Genomic DNA, 19,854 nt, shown 5'->3' on the forward strand with positions numbered 1-19,854 from the left:
GGTAAAAAATGGCAAAAAAAGATCTTGAAAACAAAATAAAAGAAAGACTGAATAGCCTGACAAAACCGAAAGGAAGCCTTGGCTTCCTCGAGGATATAGCATTAAAGATGGGAAAAATACAGGGAAAAGTCCTTCCAAACCTACCGGAGAAAAAAGCGGTTTTTGTCTTCGCAGGAGACCACGGTGTTACTGAAGAAGGAGTATCCGCATATCCAAAAGAAGTAACGGCACAGATGGTGTTGAACTTCCTGAATGGTGGAGCAGCGATAAATGTTTTTTCGCGGCATGTTGGAAGTGAAGTTTATGTTATTGACGCAGGGGTTGATTATGATTTTCCTGCACATGAAAGGCTTTTGAATAAGAAAGTTGGAAAAGGCACCAAAAATTTTTCTAAAGAACCTGCGATGACCAGGGAAGAAGCAGAAAAATCGATAGAATATGGAAAAGAAATAGCACGCTTCGCAAAAGAGAAAGGATTTGAACTCGTTGCAGTGGGAGATATGGGAATAGGAAACACAACAACCGCAACCACTATTGCCATAGCATTGGGACATAACCTTTCAGAACTGATAGACATTGGAACGGTTATAACCGGGCAACAATTGGAGAAGAAAGAGGCAGTGGTAAGACAAGCTATTTCAATTCACGAACCATTTATGGATCCCATTGATGTCTTATCGAAAGTAGGCAGCTATTGTCTGGGAGAAATGGCGGGATTTATACTCGAGTGCGCACAATTAAATATTCCTGTAGTTATAGATGGGTTCCCAACCACAGCGGCTGCCCTCATTGCAGCGCAATTGAATCCTGAAGTCCTTGACTGTATGTTTGCCGGGCATTGTTCAAAGGTTAAGGGCCATAGAGTATTGCTCGATGCTCTCAATCTACGCCCTATCCTGGATCTTGATATGCGTCTCGGTGAAGGAACAGGGGCTGTGCTTTCTTTCTCGATCATAGAAGCAGCCATTAAGATGATCAATGAAATGGCAACCTTTGATGATGCGAACGTTTCAAAGGGGAAAGAAAAATGATCTTAATTACAGGAGGAGAACGCTCAGGAAAAAGCCGCCTTGCACTGGAACTGGCGTTAAAAAAAGGAGAAAAAAGGGCATTTATCGCAACAGCTGAAGCCATAGATGAGGAAATGAGTTCGCGTATAGCAAAACACAAAGAAGAGCGGGGGAACCTGTTCGTTACATACGAAGAACCGCTGGATATACACGAGATCCTGAAAAAAACAGGGGATTACGACGTTGTTGTGGTGGAATGTATGACAACGTGGTTGGGGAATCTTTTTCACTACGGTCGAAATATCGATGAGATGGTTGAAAAGTTTATCGGCAGTATCAATGGAAATGAGATAATCGTAAGCAATGAAATAGGCATGGGGGTGATACCGGAAAACCCGATCACCCGGACTTTTGTGGAAGCGCTCGGAAGGCTAAACGCAAGAATCGCGCAGATAGCAGATGAGGTTTACTTTGTAGTTACAGGGATAGGTGTAAAGATAAAATGATAGGTTCCACATCATGGGTAATTCCCGGAACTTATTACGAAAACGCTTTACTCCTCGAAGGGCTCGTAGACTTCGTGGAGCTGTTGGTTTATACGTGGGATGAAGACACAAAGACACTTCTTTTTAATGAAATGGATAAACTCTTACAGCTTGATTTGTCTTATACAGTTCATCTCCCGATGGATCGGCTGGACAACGTGATACGCGCCTACAATTTTTTTGAAGAGGCACGGTTCCCTGTCATAAACTATGTTCTCCACCCTATCAAAGGGTGGAGAAGAACATTGGGAGAAAAAGTCGCCCTGGAAAACCTCAAAGAACTCATTGAACCTCATAATAGAATGGTTTTTGATGTCGGGCACCATTTTCTTGGGAAAAAATTCCCTGCTCATCTGAAGGAAGCGATTGTAGAAATACACGCAATGGGAGTAATCGATGGAAGAGACCATCTCCCACTCGATCGCGAAACGGCAGCGTTCATCAAAGGCTTCATGGGAGATCTTATTACCGAAAATGTTCTTATAAACTTTGAGGTTTTCGATCTTGAAGATTTGAAAAACTCTCTCAAAGTATGGAGTGATACCTTTGTGGAATGACATGAAACTTGCAATAGCATTCCTGAGCAGAGTACCAGTCCCTCTAAAACAAAATAAAGGGAACCTAAAAAAAATCTGTGCGTATTTCACATTCGTAGGATATCTGGCCGGCGTATTCTATTTTTCTATGAAGCTTATAAGCGAAAACTTTTTATGGACGCTGTTATCAGTTGCACTTGGATTTTACCTTTTTGATCTATTTCACTTTGATGGTCTCTTAGATACGCTAGACGGGTTCTTCTATCAGGGAACGAAGGAGCGGCGTTTTGAAATAATGTCAAAAGGAGATATCGGCCCCTTCGCTTTTTTCTATGCCGCATTGTATATAGTGGCTTATCTTTACGCTTTTTTGCATGTAGATCCAATTGATCTCATTTATGTGGCAGTTCTCGGAAGATTCTCCATGAATATTCTTTTGCACTTCGGAAAACCAGCAAAAAACACGGGGCTTGGAAAGTTATTACATCCCTATGAAAAAAAGCATACCCTTATAAGCCTTGTTTTTACCATTCCTCTTGTATACTTTCCTCTAAACTACATCATTTCGTTATCTATCGCGCTATTGCTGGGAAGCTCTATGCATTTCATTACAAATAGAAAAATCGAAGGGTATACCGGCGATGTGCTAGGGGCAACTTGCATGTTTTCCCAGCTTTCAATCATGGTAGCACTTTCGCTAATTTAATACGTACTCCCTATAGTCGATAGTTAATCTTCCACAAAAATATTCTCGATTCCATATTTTCGCCTATCCACCTCTGATATATAATCAAGATAGGGGGGCAATAATGTTGATGATAGGGGGGGATAATGTTGATCCAAAAGACCGTTAGGTATGCTCTGAGGATATTGGTTAAGCTGTCCATCGAGAATAGAGCCTTGAACTCAAAAGAAATCTCTCTATCCGAAAATCTCGATCACGGTTTTACATTGAAAATTCTCTACTATCTCAAGAAAGCTGGATTGGTTCGAGCTATTCGCGGTCGAAAAGGTGGATACGCTCTTGCAAAGAATCCCGAAGATATAACCATAACAAAGATATTCGAGGCTATACCAGACGTTGAAGAAAGGCTCATCGACTGTGATACCAGCTGCAAATTTCACAAAGAATGCTACGTGAAGGATTTCTGGGAATTGACAAACCATATCATAGGGTACACCTTTTCAAATGTATCCATCGCCAATATAATCAATAATAATTTCAAGGAAAAGATCAAGTTCCTGGAAGGGGAATTTCATCAATGAAGTCTAAGAGTGTGAACAAATATCAGCTTGCAAAACAATTTCAGTTGCTGGCAAGGCTTCTAGAAGTCCTTAAGGAGAATCCCTTCAAAATAAGGACCTATCACTTTGCAGCCAACGTAATCGGTTCTCTGGATAAGAGAGAGCTTGATTTGAAAGATGTTCAGGAACTCTCAAAAATCAAGGGGATCGGGAAAGCAATTGTGGAAAAATCAAGGGAATTCATCGAAACCGGAAAGATCAGGAAGCTGGAAGAAATCAGGGCAAAGATACCGGATACAATAAGAATCCTCGCAGAGCAAACAACTCTATCGTCAAAAACCCTTGCAGTTATGTGGAAGGATTACGGTATCGAAAAGAAAGAGGAAATTATCTCTTTTCTTAATGATTACAAAAGATCTCTTAAACTAAGCGATTCAGACCTCGAGAAAGTCAAAGAGGTTTTAAACAACGAATCGTAACTGTGTGATCTGAAAGGATAAGGAGGAAACACCATTGGCGTTTACGAAAGATAGGCAGTTTTACAAGTTTGCAGCTTATGGCTTCTTAAAAAACTTACGGTTTTTCGAACCATTTCTAATTCTCTTCTTTCGTGAAATGGGGCTTTCATTTTTACAGATAGGAATGCTCTTCTCGATAAGAGAAATTGCTACCAATCTTCTCGAACTACCTACGGGACTCGTTGCGGATATATACGGCAGACGAATCTCCATGCTTTTTTCTATGACATCTTATATCATTTCTTTCATAATTTTCTATTTCTTCCCGAATTTCTATATTTATGCTCTAGCAATGGTTCTCTTTGCCTTTGGTGAAGCTTTCAGGACCGGAACACACAAGGCCATGATCCTCGAGTACCTTCGCATGAATAAAATACTCGACAAAAGGGTAGAGTATTATGGTTCAACCCGTGCCGCTTCACAACTTGGCTCAGCTATAAACTCACTCATCGCTGCGGCCATAGTCTTTTACAGCGGCAATTACAAGGTAGTCTTTCTCGCTGCAACGTTACCATATATCTTCAATCTCATAAACCTCGCAACGTATCCGAAGGAACTTGATGGAGAGATCAAAAAGACCGGAAAACAGGAGACCTTCAAAGAGTTTTTTGGTATATTCAAGAACAAAGATTCTCTAAAAGGTATCATGAACTCTTCTATCTTCGATGCATTTTTCAAAACCGTTAAAGAGTACCTGCAACCGGTTTTAAAATCTCTGGCACTTTCCCTGCCTGTAATGCTAGCGTTCAGTAATAATGAAAGAACAGCGGTAGTCGTCGGCATTGTATATTTCTTTATCTATCTGGCAACAAGCTATGCTTCGAAGAATGCATCGAAAGTAGCTAAAAAGATCGGAAATAAGGAAAAAGCTATCAATATCACTTATCTGTTGGGAGCGGTTTTAATAATACTCTCCGGTGTCTCTCAGCGCCTCAATTTCCAGATTGGCGCGGTGATCTTTTTCCTGATACTATTTGTTATTGAAAACATACGAAGGCCCCTGAACGTAGCTTATATCAGCGAAAAGATATCCCATAAAACCATGGCATCGGGATTGTCCGCAGAATCACAGTTGAAAACTCTTTTAACAGCTGTTCTAGCACCAACAATAGGGTTTCTTGCTGACAAAATTACCATCGGTGGTGCATTGGTTGTCTGTGGGTTCGTGATGTCCATATTCTATTTGCTGATCCGTCTGCGTGAAGAAAAATGACCATCAGGAGGGATAAAAAGTGAAAGCAATGATTCTCGCCGCCGGAAAAGGAACAAGGGTAAGACCTTTAACAAACAAAATTCCAAAGCCCATGATACCAATCGTAACCAAACCTACAATCGAGTTTCTAATCGAGCTTCTAAAAAACCACGATGTTACAGAGATAATGATAAACATCTCACATCTTGGCTGGCTCATTCAGGACTACCTTAGAAACGGCTCAAAATACGGGGTAAACATTGGCTACTCCTTCGAGGGAAAGCTTTTGCCAGATGGAACCCTTGAAACTGAACCTATTGGTTCTGCCGGTGGGATGAAACTTATCCAGGAACGCTATAACTTTTTTGACGAGACTTTTATCGTACTATGCGGCGACGCAATTGTTGATTTGGACATCACCGAGGCCTATAATTTCCATAAATCAAAAGGAGCATTAGCTACGATCATAACAAAAGAAGTCAGCAAGGACCAGGTGTCAAATTACGGTATCGTGGTTACAGATGAAAAAGGGAAAGTGTTGAGTTTTCAGGAAAAACCCTCCCCGGAAGAAGCAAAATCGAACATAGCCAATACCGGCATTTACATTTTCGAGCCTGAAATATTTGAACACATACCTTCAGGTGAATTCTACGATATCGGGAGCCAGCTCTTCCCGAAGCTCGTCAGCGAGGGCAAACCCATTTACGCCTATTCTATGGATTTCAATTGGTTCGACATAGGCCGGAACAAAGATTATCTGGTTATCCTTGAAAAAGCTCTCTCTGGAGAGATTAAAAACTTCTATCCTGGTGGGAAGGAGATTTATCCGGGTGTCTGGGTTGGTACAGGGGCGGTAATATCTCAAGGGGTTGAAATAAAACCGCCTGTCTATATAGGAAGCAGTACAATATTGGAGAAAGGCGTTACTATCACTGGGCCCGCAATCATAGGAGCAAACTGTTATATTAGTAAAGACAGCCACATTGCCAACGCTTTTGTGATGGACTATTGTTATTTGAAACCCGGTACCTCTCTTTCCAGAATACTGGTTACTCCAGAATATTTTGTCCATTCTGATGGCGAAAGTGGAGAAATCTCCGAAAGCCATCTCAGTAAATCCGTAAAGGACGTCCGTACGCTCGGAATAGAAATGAAAGAAGCATAAGAAAACTATTTTACGATACAACAAATAAAAGAGGTGGAGCGAACGCTCCACCTTTGTCTTTGCTATTTTCCAAGATCTATCAGCACATCATCCATGATATATGGATCTGTCTTCTCGCCGCCACCAAAATGGAAGGCTTTTGGTTTAGGATACAGATCACGGTAACGTGCCTCAATCCCATCAAAATCCCATGTGGTGATATAAAATTTGAATCCATCAAAGCTATCCGGCCTTCCAAGAACCTCACTCGGGATTATCAGCGTTACCTCTCTGGTCATCTTGTTTGTTTTAACCTGAGGTGTTGGAGATATAGGAGTACCGAACGCTTGTGATCCGCTTCCTTCTGAAGAATAAGCGACAATCGACCAACCGTTGGCAAATATGAAATAATCCCAATCAAGCCCATCTGGCATTTTCGCATTCTGGAACGGCAAATCTTTTGCACCCGTTTTACTTGGGTCATCTATGTAGATCTGGAATGTTACATGGTCAAAGCCATTTTGCGGGCTCCAGGACGTTGTCAAATCTTTTATCTTCATGGTTATAACAAGGCTTGCGCCGATCTGCTTTATCGTAACTCCCAGCAGGTCCATCTGTCTCTTGAACGTAACATCGGTGGGGTAAAGATATTTTCCAAAGGGTCCATGGTCATCGCCTTCAGGATCTTCCACCTGTGCCAGGAGTTTTTCCGGTATATCTAGGATTACCTGATAATCTTCAGAGTAAGTAGTATCTGTCCGTTTTTGACCGTAAACCTTGAAAACTATGGTGTGAATCCCCGGGTCGAATTTAGAGATGTCCCATTCATACGACCATTTTCCGTCGATTACATCAACAGAAACGCTTGCGTCTATTCTGGTATCAAAGATTATCTTGACGCTCTTTGCATTCTTTGCAGTACCGGTGATTACAAAGTTACCGGTTATTTTCTGTCCCTGTTTGAGATTTGGATAAATTTCTACTGTTGGCATCTTCACTTTTTTCTTTTGTGTTGTCGCTATACCAACGTAAACGGAGCGCGGATTTAATACGAGATTCAACTCTCCATCTTTGTCGGCACTATATTTTTTCTTCAACGTATTGAGGGTGTAAAGCGGTTCTATAACCGTTCCAGGTTCTAACCCCGTTTTCAGGTTGGTTATTATCCTTCTTTCGTTCGAAGTATTCAGCATGACAAATGCTGTAACCTCTTCATCGCTTATCTTAAAAGCGAAGATGCCGGGGCCATTTGGATCATCTTTGAGAACCTCTATGTGACCATGACGAAATACAGGATTACTCTTTCTAAACTCCGTCAATTCACGAATGAACTGGTACATTTCAAAGGAAGTATCGTAATGATCCACACCACCTGAGGCATACCCTTCCTTGAACATAGCCGCTCTCGTTTCTACAAATCCCTGTTCCGTTCCGTAATAAATCACCGGTATACCCGGAACGGTAAAGAGAAATGCAAGAGCCTGTTTTACGGTAGCCAATCCTGCACCCTTTAAGAATCGTTCCATATCGTGATTGTCTATGAACGTTACCAGCCTCTCAGGATGTTCGAATTGTTCGCGGCGCTCTAAACGGTAACGGAGGTTCGCCGTAGCCTTTCCTTCCTTAAAAACGCGCCTTATCTCTATGTTCAACGGGAAGTCGAGCATGGCACTCATACCGTCTTCGAAATAGCTCTCCAGAATCTTTTCACCTGAATCATCGTATGGATCAGACCTTATCCAGGCCTCGCCAAAAGTTATAAAATCTTCCTTTCCGAGAGCTTTCGCAGTCTCATAAACACCGTTTTTACCATTCAAAAATTCCTTCCAGAACTCGTGAGGAACGTAAATGACGGTGTCAATTCTAAAACCATCTACTCCCGCTTCTTTTATCCAGTAAGTATAGCTATCCTTTAAGGCTTCAATAACCACCGGATTTTCCGTGTTGAGATCATCCAGTCCTGCCATCTGATAATTTAGCTTCTGGTTGGGATCACTGTAATTCGTAATATCCGGTGTCCAGTGATAAATGTTCTTATCCTTATCTTTCAGATAATCGTTTAACGAAAACGGATACTGTTCTGGGGCAGAAGTGGGAACACTTTCAGTGTTTTTGTAAAACTTTCCACCAACGAACTTGAAATAATCTCCAACATGATTGGCAACAATATCTTGAATCACGTACAAACCTCTCTTATGAGCCTCTTCAACAAACTTCTTATAAAGTTCCAGGTCTCCGAAATGCTCATCAATCTTCTTGAAGTCCCTTGCCCAGTAACCGTGATATCCACCATAATTTACCCACGGATTCCACCACTGGTTGGCAATGGGAGGTGTGATCCATATGGCAGTTGCACCAAGCTCTTTAATGTAATCGAGCTTTTCGATCAACCCGGCAAGATCTCCCCCGTTGTAACGCGCATTGTCCTTTCCATATTCCCCCATGCCAAAATTGTCGTTGGTTGGGTCTCCATTTGCAAAACGATCAATCATAACGAAATAAATTATCTGGTCTTCCCACTTCGGAGAAGGAACTGCCAGAGCTAAAACACATACCAGCAGCAAAAGAAATAACAAAATTAGCCTTCTCACACTATCACCCCTCTTTAAGAAATCGTTGTTGGTTGTCGGTTGCACGAAAAACATCGAGAATCCGAGAAACCGAGAGCCGAGACTATAGAAAACCGGTTCTAGGGTTTAGGGTCTATGTGTTAGTTTGTAATCAACTCCGGAGGAGTTCGTGGCAACTCAGAATGAGTTCCCTACACTGGCGTAGCCAATCGCTCAGGTTCTCGAATTCTCGGATTCTACGTTTTCCCACCACGATTCTAACCCAAAAAATACATTAAAACTACCGCTGCCGGTCTATAACTGTCAAAGATTCTTAATTTCCGGTTGTTAGTTGACAGTTGACAGTTGGCAGGAGCTAGTTTTCTAGATAGAATAAATAAGCAACAAAAAGTGCAAGCTCTTAAAAGCTTGCACTTTCTCATTCTTTAAAAATGATAAATCAGCTCTTTTCTTCTCTCGAATATGGAACACCCAGCGCAGCAGGCGCCCCAACTTTGACCTTCATCTTCTCTGTGGAAGTAAATACAAGCACAGCAACGGTCAAAAGATATGGGAACATCATGAGAATATGGGAAGATATCGTTGTTCCGAGAGCCTGCATCCTCAAGCCAAGCGCAGTCACTCCACCAAAGAGATAAGCTCCGAGCAAAGCTTTTGCAGGATCCCAGGTTGCAAATAACACGAGCGCTATCGCAATCCATCCACGACCAGCAGTCATGTTTTCTATCCACATGGAAGTATATGCAAGAGAAAGATAAGCTCCACCAATTGCTGTTATAGAAGCACCAAAGATAGTGTAAAGATAACGAATAGCGAAAACGTTTATACCCCTGGCATCAGCGGCATCCGGGGCTTCCCCAACAGCTCTAAGAATCATTCCCGGTTTAGTTTTGTATATATAGAACCACATGATGGGAACGAGTATATAACTCACATAAACCAGCAGATCATGAGAAAACAATATATCGCCAATATAAGGAATCTTTGAAAGAACAGGAAGCTCGATTACCTGAAACTGCTTTGCAACAACACCAATGTAATTCTTTCCCCAGAGACCGCTAATCCCTGTGCCAAGCATCGTTATTGCAAGCCCACTAACAACCTGGTTTATCCTCAGGGTTATCGTGAAGAAGGCGTGTACTAAACCAAGAACAGCACCAGCGATCATCGCCGCCAAAACGGCGAGAAGCAAATTGTTCGTATGGTATGAAACCACAAATCCACTTATTGCTCCTACCAACATCATGCCTTCAAGCCCCAGGTTCATAACCCCGGAACGTTCTGTGAATATATCTCCTAAAACAGCAAATAACAATGGTGTTCCGGCTCTTACCGTAGCTTGAAGCGTTGTTATAAAGATCGAATTCATTTCGTTCATGATCTCACTTCCTCTTCCTTCACAAATCTTATTCGATACCGGAATATAGATTCACCGCCAAGCAACGAGAACAGGACAAGACCCTGGAATATATAAACAAGTGATAGGGGTAATCCAAAGAACATCTGAAGCTGCTCATTCCCGACCAAAAGCCCACCAAACAAGAATGCCGCTACCAGAACGCCAATCGGGTTGAGTTTGGCAAGCCAGGCAATGATTATCGCTGTGTAACCATATCCGGGGGAAAAACCGTGCTGAAGCCTATGTTGAATTCCCATCATCTGTACTGCTCCTCCCATACCGGCTATCATCCCGCTGATTATCAGCGAGACAATTGTGTAAGTTTTAACGTCTATTCCTGAATACTTTGCTGCCATGGGATTATCTCCTACTATCCTTGAATTGAATCCCCACTTGGTTCTGGAGTACACATACTGCAGGATGAAAGCAAGAATTATAACGAATATGATCCCGATATGTACCTCTCCATTGAAAAGAGCTGGCAACCTTGCAGATTCCGGGAATTCTGCAGTTATAGGGAAGTTATAACCCTTTGGATCTTTCCACGGGCCATACACAAGATAATCCACCCAGAATATTGCAACATAGTTCAACATCAAAGTTACAACGATTTCATCTGTTTTGGCAAAGGCTTTCATAAAAGCTGGAATGGCACCCCATAGACCACCAAATATGGCACCCATCACCAACAACAGGAATATCATTAAAGGTTTTGATTCAATACCATTAAAAAGGTAAAGCGCTCCCCAGGTTGCTGCAAAAGCTCCCATGTAGAGCTGTCCTTCACCACCTATATTCCAGATCTTCATTCTATAAGCAAATGAAAGCCCAAGACCTACAAATGCCAATGGAATCATCTTAACCAGTGTCTGATACAGCCCATATATATTCCCGAAGGGCCAGGAGAACATCTCTTTATACGCAGACAGGGTCTCTCTGAAAGCTTCGCCCCATGTCTGGCCTCTCCCCTGAAAGAAGATTACGAGAATAATGCCCATTACCAGCAACGAAAAAGCTATGGAAACCACGGGAACGAGAAGATTCATGTACGCAGGAATGTTTGCTCTTTTTTCTATCCTAAGCCTCATACTGCATCCCCCATTCTCTTGGTTCCACCCATCATGAGTCCAATCTCCTCAATATATGCTGGATCAGGAGGTGTATAACCCATGATTTGACCTTCATAGATAACAGCGACTCTATCAGATAACCTGAAGATTTCGTACAACTCACCCGCAAGGAGTAGTACTGCTGCTCCCTTTGCTTTTTGCTGGAGCAAAGTCCTGTAAACAAATTCCATAGCTCCAATGTCCAATCCTCGCGTAGGATGGGCAGCTATTATTACCGATGGAGTTGTTGACAGCTCTCTTGCCAGAACAACTTTCTGGATGTTCCCACCCGATAAAAGTTTTACCGGGGTTTTTGGGGATGGGGTAGAAATGGAATACTCGTCTATTAGTTTTTCCGCAGTCTGAGTTATTAATCGTTTGTTGAGATAGTAAGGAGACATAGGAACATAATGTGTTATATAGTTTTTAAGGAACAAATTCTCAGCAACGGAAAGGTTCGGACAGGTAGCCATTCCTTTCCTATCCTGGGGAACATAAGAAATACCTTCTTTAATTCTTCTGGAAACGCTGGTGTGAGTAATATCCTTACCTTTGAGAATGATCTTCCCTGATTCTACTTTTCTAAGACCATATAAACTTTCAGCCAATTCCCTCTGACCGTTACCAGCAACGCCGGCAATTCCAAGGATTTCACCGGCTTTTAATTCAAGACTCAGATTATTAATGGCAAAGAGATTCTTATCATTGCGAACCTTGAGGTTCTCTATCTTCAGAACCGTTTCACCAATTTCAACATCCGGTTTCTCTATATCGAGAATCACATCTCTTCCAACCATCATCTTTGCAAGGCCTTTCTTATCTATATCCTCTTTATTCACTGTCCCAACTACCTTACCTTGCTTCAATACCGTTATACGATCACTTATTTCCATTACCTCATCGAGTTTATGGCTGATAAAAATAACTGAAGTGCCCTCCGCCGTCATCTTCCTAACAGCCCTAAAAAGGGCCTCAGCCTCTTGTGGGGTCAGAACAGCGGTAGGTTCATCAAGGATCAATATCTTCGCGCCCGTATATAAAAGCTTTAGAATTTCAACTCTCTGCCTTTCGCCAACGGAAAGCGTCCATACTTTTGCTTTTGGATTGACCGCAAGCCCGTAGTGTTTTCCCAATTGTTCGATCTTTGCCTCAACATCTCTGGTTTTCACGATAAAACCAAGTTCTTTCAAACCAAGAACGATATTTTCTGAAGTACTAAAAGAAGGAACCAGTGTAAAATGTTGCTGAACCATACCTATTCCGCTTTTAAGGGCATCGTGTGGTGAAGCGATATGAACCTTCCTGCCGTTGATAAAAATCTCGCCGTAATCGGCGCGATATATACCAAAAAGAATGTTCATCAACGTTGTTTTCCCGGCTCCATTTTCTCCAAGAAGTGCAAGAACTTCTCCTTCCTTAAGGTCTATGGATACATTGTCATTGGCCAAAACACCAGGAAAAGATTTGGTAATATGTTTCATTTCCAAAACTGTCCGTTTTTCTTCCACGTTAGCATCACTCCAGTGTAAAAGATCTTAGAAAGGGTAAATTAATGGGGCCGTGAGGCCCCACTGAAAAGCATAAAAAAGATTATCTTGGAATTGTACCAACAACATTATCTACAAACCAATCCATTTCAAGAAGTTCTCCATCGCTCAAGACTTCCCCGGCGGGAACCCTGAGGTTTCCTTCTTGATCGTAAATTGGTCCGGTAAACGGATGGAATTTCCCTTCGATGATTGCCTCCTTGAAAACAGAAACAAGGTTCTTCACGCTCTCCGGAACGAGGTCGCTTACAACAATGTCAACTACACCGTCTGCCATACCGCCCCAGTACTGCTCTGATTTCCATGTTCCATTCATAACATCTCTGACAACCTTTTCATAATAAGGACCCCAGTTCCAGACGGGTGCACCGAGATACGCTTTTGGAGCAAAAGCTTCCATATCGCTGTTGTAACCAATGGAGTAAGCGCCATAAGACTGTGCTGCCTGTTGAGGAGCAGGAGAATCCTGATGTTGTGCTATGACATCCGCACCAATGTCAAGCAAGGAAATAGCAGCTTCTTTTTCAGTTGCCGGGTCGTACCATGTATTAGACCATACAACATGAACCTTCGCTTCTGGATTGACGTATTTAACACCAAGGGCAAAAGCGTTTATTCCTCTGATGACTTCAGGTATCGGGTGGGCTGCAACATAACCTATGATGTTGGACTTTGTCATGATTCCTGCAATCAAACCAGTAAGGAATCTTGGTTCGTACATTCTACCAAAATATGTCGCAACGTTTGGAGCTGTTTTGTAACCAGAACAATGCATGAAAACTGTTTTCGGGAACATTTTGCTTATCTTGATAACCGGATCCATGTAACCAAAGCTGGTAGCGAAGATTATATCGTACCCTCTTGCTGCGAAGTTTCTCAAAACACTTTCTGATTCAGCACCTTCTGGCACACTTTCAATGAAACTCGTAAAAATTTGATTGCCAAATACTTTTTCGATGTACTGCCTTCCCTGCTCGTGAGCATAAGTCCAACCTGCATCACCAATAGGCCCAACATAAATAAAAGCAACCTTTAGTTTGGCACTAAAGGCAAGACCAGCAATCACGAGTATAAGAAGCGCAAATACAAGAAATTTCTTCACAAAAATCCCCCCTTCTTAGAAGTATAAAAATACGCGGGTTGTTGATATTATACCGATTCATAGCTGATTCAACCAAATAAGCAATTCATAGATTTTTTCGTCTAATCGCCACTTTTAATAAGTGAGAGGAATCATCACCTGTTATTTTAAGATATTCTGGAATATTCACCCTTTATTTTGGCATTGCATCAAACAAGAGATATGCTAGTATCAAGCTGGTTGTCTTCAAACCATGTAGTCTAAATATGTATGAAGGGCAGTGAAATCATGATTGAGGTTAAAGGCTTAAAGAAATACTACGGTAAAAACCGTGGCATTGAGAACGTTTCATTTATGATTAACGATGGTGAGACTTATGGGTTGATCGGCCCAAACGGCGCTGGAAAGTCAACCACAATACGCATCCTCACCGGTCTTCTCAATGAAGACAGTGGCGAAGCGTATATCGGTGGCTTCAGAATCCCGAAGCAAATAAACAAAGTGAAAGCAGCGATCGGTTACATACCGGGCGAGGTGAATTTCTACGGTGACATGAGGGTAAAAGATTTCCTGGAACTCAACAGAAATTTCTATAAGAACGTGGATATAGATTACGAAAGGTATATTGTGGACCTTCTTGGGATCGATACAAACAAAAGGTTCAAAGAATTATCGTTGGGAAACAAAAAGAAGGTCGCCATACTTCAGGCATTCGTTCACAAACCACACTATCTCGTACTCGATGAACCAACGAACGGCCTGGATCCGTTAATCCAGCAGAAATTCTACAGTTTGCTCGAAGACCACAGAAGAACCGGAGCGGTCGTTCTTTTTTCCTCGCACGTGCTTTCAGAGGTTGAAAAAGTATGCCAAAGATTTGGAATGATAAAAGAAGGCAAAATGATAAAAGAAGGTGACGTGAATACGCTGAAAGAGTTAACATACAAGGTTGTGGAAATTCGCGGATTCTCCGGAACCATTCATGGTTACGAAGGGAAGATAAATAGGAATGGAATCACATTCCACGTTAAAATAGAAGAATTGAAAGACTTTCTGAAACGTGTTACAGAACACGAATTTGAAGACATAGAGATAAAGAATCCTACGCTTGAGAACATTTTCCTCAAATACTACAAGGAGGAAGTAAAATGAATGTTTTCAAAAAAGATTTTAGGGGCAGATTCAGATCTTTTTTCATATGGACAATAATAATCTCGCTCTTCGGATTTTTGTACATACCATTTACAGATAAGCTGCTCGAGGAATCCGAACCCATGCTGAAGATGCTTGAAAATATTCCTAAGGTTCTTTTGAATATGTTCAACATGGACGTTGCGATGTTTTCGAAACCTGAAGGAATCTTCGGTTCTGAAGGAATGAGCTTTGTTTACATACTAACCGGCGTCTTTGCTGCTATGATGGCTGGTGCCCTTTTTTCCAGGGAATTTGAAGAAAAGACCATAGAGTACCTTCTGGTAAAACCGATATCCCGTCGTCGTATTTTCCTCGAAAAGAGTTTTACCTTAATTACCTTTGTCATCTTACTCTCCGGTCTATTCACCATAACAACCGTTCTGCTCTTTAGAACTCTTGTTCATACTGCACCATACAACGAACATATTCTCTTTGGTTTTGGGTTGTATGTGCTCTCGATCCAGTTGTTCTTTGCCGCCGTTTCAACTCTTGTGTCACTAGCTACCCAAAAATCATCTTTAACCACATCTCTTACATTGGGTATTCTTATTTTCATGTACTTCGGAAACTCCTTGTCATCCGTCAACAAAAATCTGGCCTGGATGGGAAAAATCAGTGTCTTTCACTATCTTCCCCTCATAGACACTGTCGTAAAAGAAAAAATATTCGTATCAAACGCACTCGTCATAATACTGGTGGCATTGCTCATCTTTTATGGAGCACTTGAGTTTTTCAAACGAAAAGATGTGCTAATTTGAAAGAACGCGCTTCGCGTCGGACGCTGGAAATCAGCTCCACTGATTGAAACTAGGGGTTGCCTGATGGCAACTGGTGCCTGGATTTGCTGACGCAAATGGTGCTAGGAGCAACTACGTCACTGACATAAAAAACGGGACACAGCATGCTGTGTCCCTACAATAGCTGATCTCGGGTCTCGGTTTCTCGGACTCTCGTGTTTTTGATATAGAAAGAACCAATGTGGTATGAATAGCCTGCGACCATGAGGCTTGCGACGCTGTCAGCTGATGGAGCGACGCTCGAAGACTGAGGCTCACGACGTTGAAGCAAGAGCGCGTTAGCGTGATTACCTTGTCTCGTAGGGAATATCAGATTCTATATCTTGAATTTTTTAATCAGCCTTGCAAACGTCAGCCTCCGCAGGCGTCAACCTTGTGAGCGTCCTGGACGAAGTCCAGCACTTCAGCAGCGTAGCTGCTCTCTCGGATCTCGGATTCTCGCCTCTCGTCCTGAAATTAATTATGTGATATAGTTTTACTATCAGCAGTCAGTCATTACCATTCCTATCTTTAAAGCAAGTTTTAGGTGATTCTTCACAATTATATGTATCAACCAAGAAAACAAAAAAAATTCGGGGTAAGGGTGAAATATATGAAACCAACAATTGCACTGATTCTATCGTTTCTGTGCCTGTTTTCAGGCACTGTTTTGATGTTGAAAACAATAGGTTTTCCAGTCGAAAACAATCCGCTAACTCTCCTGGTTCTAATCGGTGGAGTGTTTTTTATCTATTTGGTATCACTCATATTTAGGGGCCTCCGCACACTAAAAGAGAAAAAAGCGAACAGTACGCGCAAAAACACTCACAATTTTGGATTAGTTAATAAGAAAGTAACACCCAACGCTGATGAAATGCCCAGGTTTATTTCTCTCCAGGGTCATTCTGGACCTGTATCATCAGTAGCGATAAGCCCTGATGGAAAATACATAGTATCCGGTTCCTGGGATAACACGATAAAGTTATGGAATATCAACGGTGAGTGCCTTAGAACCTTTGAAGGGCACACCGACTGGGTAAGGACAGTAGCAATAAGTCCTGACGGAAAGTATATTGTATCCGGATCAGAAAATGGAAAGATAAGGATCTGGAATCTGAAAGGTAACTGCCTCAGGATATTGAGCGGTCATTCCGGGTCTGTACTATCGTTAGCTGTAAGCCCCGATGGGAAATATATTGTATCCGGTTCCTGGGATAACGCAATAAAGTTATGGAATACTAACGGCGAGTGCCTCAGAACCTTTGAAGGGCACATCGACTGGGTAAGATCGGTAGCAATAAGTCCAGATGGTAAGTACATTGTCTCCGGATCTGAAGATGGAAAAATAAGGCTCTGGGATCTAAAAGGTAATTGTTTTGGGATATTAAGTGACCATTCGGGACCTGTAATGTCGGTAGCTATAAGCCCCAATGGGAAATATATTGTATCCGGCTCCTGGGATAACACAATAAAGTTATGGAATGTCAACGGTGAATGCCTTAAAACCTTTAAGGGACATACCGATTGGGTAAGATCAGTAACGATAAGTCCAGATGGTAGGTACATTGTCTCCGGATCGGAAAACGGAAAGGTGAGAATCTGGGATACGGAAGGCAACTGCCTCAAGATATTAAACGGCCATTCCGGACCCATACTGTCGGTAGCTATAAGCCCTGATAAAAGATATATTGTTACAGGTTCCAGAGACAAAACACTTAAACTATGGAGTCTGGGGAACTATCTTGAAATAAAAAAGCCATTTCTCGTAAGCGAAGAACCCCAGCCTGAAAACAGAATTTTAAATTATGAAAATAAAAGCGAAAATCAAAATCTGGAAATTGAAAAAGAAGAACAGTATTTTGAGGAAAACGACTCCCCCATACAAAGTGACGATAAAATCTTACTCTATTTCATGAATCAAATTCAGGAATTAACTGAACTTCAGAAAGCCGAGCTTAGAAAAGTTCTGGTTTTAGAACCCAAAAAAGAATACTCTATTTCGGAAGCTGGAGTAAATCAACTTGTACTCTTTCAGTTATTGCCCAGAATCTCATATAATCGAATTCCTCTTATAGAACTCATTGAGAAAAATGGCCTCATGATAATTTGGGGAAATCAGTATTCAGACGAACTATGTGAGAAACTAAAAAGTACAATTATAGGCGGTATGTAAGTTCCTGGAGGGATGTTATGGAAAAAAGCCTTAGGGAAAAATATACAGAAGCGTTTTCCGGAAACTGGCAATATCTATTAAAATTTGCCCTGAAAATAGCAGAAGCAGGGGGAGAATTTCCACCCAAAACAACCATTTCATCAATGAGAGGTTGTATGGAATTTCTTTATTCAAAATATATTGAACGGGTACCGGTGGATATAAAACTAATAGCATACGGGCATGGCATTACTCCTGAAACTCTTAAAAAACATGTCAAAAAAATAGAAAACGCTGCGATTGTTTACCTTAAATCCATTGGAAATAAAATTGATGGCTATGTGGCTCTGTTCAGAACGGCTGCGAAACAGATTAAACTTATAACAGGCAAGGAATCCATCGAGGTAAAAACATTCATTAAATATGTACAATACCTGTGTAATTACTGGAGAAGTGATAAAACAGAAGAAATAGAAAAATTTTTTACTCGCTACTTCTATTTGACAGGTTTGAAGGCTGAAACCGGAAGAAATGCTGCCTCCGGACTGGACCTTTATACTTCTCCACGCGTAAAGGGGACGTACGTAATTCTAAGGTTTGAGGGGGATAATTAAATGGATTACAGACCTATGTTTGAAGCTATACGAACAGGTGTTTCCGTTCCAGAGGAATATGCTGCACATTTAATTATCGGAAGAACTTTTGAAAAAGAGATTATAGAAAACGACATAGATTATGTAATTTCATACCAGGCAAGCAAAATTAGGATCTTCCTTGGAGATTACGGGTTTGGTAAAACGACACTTGCAAAATACGCAATCACCAGGGCGTCAGAAAAAGGTATGGTCTATTCGATGCTAACCGAAAAAGATTACAAAAGCATCTACAGACAGGATGAATTCTTCAGGTCTATAATGAAAAACCTCAGGATGGTTGGATTTCAAGGGGATCTATTGAGATTCATCCTGAACAATTGGGCTGAGCAGTTCCTTAAAGAAAATAAAGATTCACTAGAGACACTGGAAAGAGATCAAATCGTTGCTTATCTGAAAAGCAGCAATCAGCTATTTGACGGCTTCTTCGCAGATGTTTGCGGCGCATACCTTTATAACTATATTAACGAAAAAAGTAACAACGAACTGTTAGCTTTTATAAGAGGCGACAAAGTACCCAAACGAACCTTAAGAGATTACGGCATCACACATTTTCTTGAGGATGACGGCTGGAATTTCCTGGACGCTTTTATGAAACTTCTTCTTACCTTTGGAATCAAAGGACTTCTCTTAGTAATGGACGAACTGGAGAATTTACGTCAAAATCGAAAAGACATTAGAGACAAAATTTACAACCATCTAAGAGAGCTCCTCGACAAACTTCCTGGTGGAGAAATAAAGGCAATTAACTGTATCTGGCTTGGAACACGAGAATGGTTCGACGATCAGGAGCGCGGCATTAAATCATATACCGCACTATATGACAGAATTCAAAAAGAAGTATCCGGAGTTCAGACAAAAGAATCCACATTGGTTGAACTAAAACCAATGAACACTGATGACCTTAACAAACTCGTTGAAAAAGTCTCTGGAATGTATAAAGAAACCTACAATATCACCTTATCCCAAAAGCAAATCAACACGATCAAGAGTACCGCCACCCAACAATTTACAAATATAAATGGGGAAGTATCAGTCGCTCCAAGAAGGGTAATAAAATGGTTAACAGAACTATTAGACGTTTTCAAAGAAGGAAACAAGGACATTATTAACGCAATTAATTCTGTTTCTAAAAGTGTAGAGGTTGACGATGATCGTTATTCCTCCATATTCTGAATTTTAA

The 19,854-nt window shown here is 41.4% G+C and carries 18 protein-coding genes; 13 read left to right on the forward strand and 5 right to left on the reverse strand.

Annotated features, from left to right (window positions below; genetic code table 11):
• Positions 1–8: 8 nt before the first annotated feature.
• From cobT to KOLE_RS02355, 8 genes are all read left to right on the forward strand, one after another.
• Positions 9–1,031, forward strand: coding sequence for a nicotinate-nucleotide--dimethylbenzimidazole phosphoribosyltransferase (gene cobT / locus KOLE_RS02320; RefSeq protein WP_012744963.1), 1,023 nt, complete (start codon positions 9–11; stop codon positions 1,029–1,031).
• A complete protein-coding gene (cobU, locus tag KOLE_RS02325; protein ID WP_012744964.1) occupies positions 1,028–1,516 on the forward strand; it encodes a bifunctional adenosylcobinamide kinase/adenosylcobinamide-phosphate guanylyltransferase in 489 nt (162 codons plus the stop codon). The genes cobT and cobU overlap by 4 nt, the downstream gene beginning before the upstream one ends.
• Positions 1,513–2,112, forward strand: coding sequence for a cobamide remodeling phosphodiesterase CbiR (gene cbiR / locus KOLE_RS02330; protein ID WP_012744965.1), 600 nt, complete (start codon positions 1,513–1,515; stop codon positions 2,110–2,112). The genes cobU and cbiR overlap by 4 nt, the downstream gene beginning before the upstream one ends.
• Positions 2,102–2,797 (forward strand): adenosylcobinamide-GDP ribazoletransferase, encoded by a 696-nt coding sequence (locus KOLE_RS02335; RefSeq protein WP_012744966.1) that lies wholly within the window; start codon positions 2,102–2,104, stop codon positions 2,795–2,797. The genes cbiR and KOLE_RS02335 overlap by 11 nt, the downstream gene beginning before the upstream one ends.
• 125 nt (positions 2,798–2,922) lie before the next feature.
• Positions 2,923–3,357, forward strand: coding sequence for an RrF2 family transcriptional regulator (locus KOLE_RS02340; protein ID WP_012744967.1), 435 nt, complete (start codon positions 2,923–2,925; stop codon positions 3,355–3,357).
• Positions 3,354–3,815 carry a nucleotidyltransferase family protein gene (locus KOLE_RS02345; protein WP_012744968.1) on the forward strand — a complete coding sequence of 154 codons (462 nt, stop codon included), beginning with the start codon at positions 3,354–3,356 and terminating at the stop codon, positions 3,813–3,815. The genes KOLE_RS02340 and KOLE_RS02345 overlap by 4 nt, the downstream gene beginning before the upstream one ends.
• Positions 3,816–3,849: 34 nt before the next feature.
• Positions 3,850–5,067 (forward strand): MFS transporter, encoded by a 1,218-nt coding sequence (locus tag KOLE_RS02350; protein ID WP_012744969.1) that lies wholly within the window; start codon positions 3,850–3,852, stop codon positions 5,065–5,067.
• A gap of 28 nt (positions 5,068–5,095) precedes the next feature.
• Positions 5,096–6,211, forward strand: a complete 1,116-nt coding sequence (locus KOLE_RS02355; RefSeq protein ID WP_237697548.1) for a nucleotidyltransferase family protein — start codon at positions 5,096–5,098, stop codon at positions 6,209–6,211.
• A gap of 62 nt (positions 6,212–6,273) precedes the next feature.
• Here the strand turns inward: KOLE_RS02355 and KOLE_RS02360 are convergent, their stop codons facing one another.
• The 5 genes from KOLE_RS02360 to KOLE_RS02380 all read right to left on the reverse strand — a co-directional run bounded on the left by KOLE_RS02360 (position 6,274) and on the right by KOLE_RS02380 (position 13,917).
• Entirely contained in the window at positions 6,274–8,781 is a 2,508-nt protein-coding gene (locus KOLE_RS02360; protein ID WP_041288622.1) for an alpha-amylase family glycosyl hydrolase, read from the reverse strand.
• 418 nt (positions 8,782–9,199) lie between these two features.
• Positions 9,200–10,138, reverse strand: coding sequence for an ABC transporter permease (locus KOLE_RS02365; RefSeq protein WP_012744972.1), 939 nt, complete (start codon positions 10,136–10,138; stop codon positions 9,200–9,202).
• Positions 10,135–11,247, reverse strand: coding sequence for an ABC transporter permease (locus tag KOLE_RS02370; RefSeq protein WP_012744973.1), 1,113 nt, complete (start codon positions 11,245–11,247; stop codon positions 10,135–10,137). Before KOLE_RS02370 ends, KOLE_RS02365 begins: the two co-directional genes overlap by 4 nt.
• Positions 11,244–12,749: an ABC transporter ATP-binding protein gene (locus KOLE_RS02375; protein ID WP_041288824.1), complete on the reverse strand. Its 1,506-nt coding sequence runs from the start codon at positions 12,747–12,749 to the stop codon at positions 11,244–11,246. The genes KOLE_RS02370 and KOLE_RS02375 overlap by 4 nt, the downstream gene beginning before the upstream one ends.
• Before the next feature lie 109 nt (positions 12,750–12,858).
• The gene (locus KOLE_RS02380) at positions 12,859–13,917 is read right to left on the reverse strand and encodes a BMP family ABC transporter substrate-binding protein (protein WP_012744975.1); all 1,059 of its coding nucleotides are present in this window, start codon (positions 13,915–13,917) and stop codon (positions 12,859–12,861) included.
• A gap of 267 nt (positions 13,918–14,184) precedes the next feature.
• On the opposite strand from KOLE_RS02380, the gene KOLE_RS02385 reads away from it, so the two are divergent.
• The 5 genes from KOLE_RS02385 (at position 14,185) to KOLE_RS02405 (ending at position 19,847) form a co-directional block, all read left to right on the forward strand.
• Positions 14,185–15,048 (forward strand): ABC transporter ATP-binding protein, encoded by an 864-nt coding sequence (locus tag KOLE_RS02385; protein ID WP_012744976.1) that lies wholly within the window; start codon positions 14,185–14,187, stop codon positions 15,046–15,048.
• Positions 15,045–15,848, forward strand: coding sequence for an ABC transporter permease subunit (locus tag KOLE_RS02390; protein ID WP_012744977.1), 804 nt, complete (start codon positions 15,045–15,047; stop codon positions 15,846–15,848). Before KOLE_RS02385 ends, KOLE_RS02390 begins: the two co-directional genes overlap by 4 nt.
• Before the next feature lie 631 nt (positions 15,849–16,479).
• The gene (locus KOLE_RS11020; protein WP_158303001.1) at positions 16,480–18,039 is read left to right on the forward strand and encodes a WD40 repeat domain-containing protein; all 1,560 of its coding nucleotides are present in this window, start codon (positions 16,480–16,482) and stop codon (positions 18,037–18,039) included.
• Between the two features lie 17 nt (positions 18,040–18,056).
• Positions 18,057–18,632 carry a hypothetical protein gene (locus KOLE_RS02400; protein WP_012744979.1) on the forward strand — a complete coding sequence of 192 codons (576 nt, stop codon included), beginning with the start codon at positions 18,057–18,059 and terminating at the stop codon, positions 18,630–18,632.
• Positions 18,633–19,847, forward strand: a complete 1,215-nt coding sequence (locus tag KOLE_RS02405) for a BREX system ATP-binding domain-containing protein (protein WP_012744980.1) — start codon at positions 18,633–18,635, stop codon at positions 19,845–19,847.
• Positions 19,848–19,854 lie beyond the last annotated feature (7 nt).

This window comes from Kosmotoga olearia TBF 19.5.1, from assembly GCF_000023325.1.
Classification (GTDB): Bacteria; Thermotogota; Thermotogae; order Petrotogales; family Kosmotogaceae; genus Kosmotoga; species Kosmotoga olearia.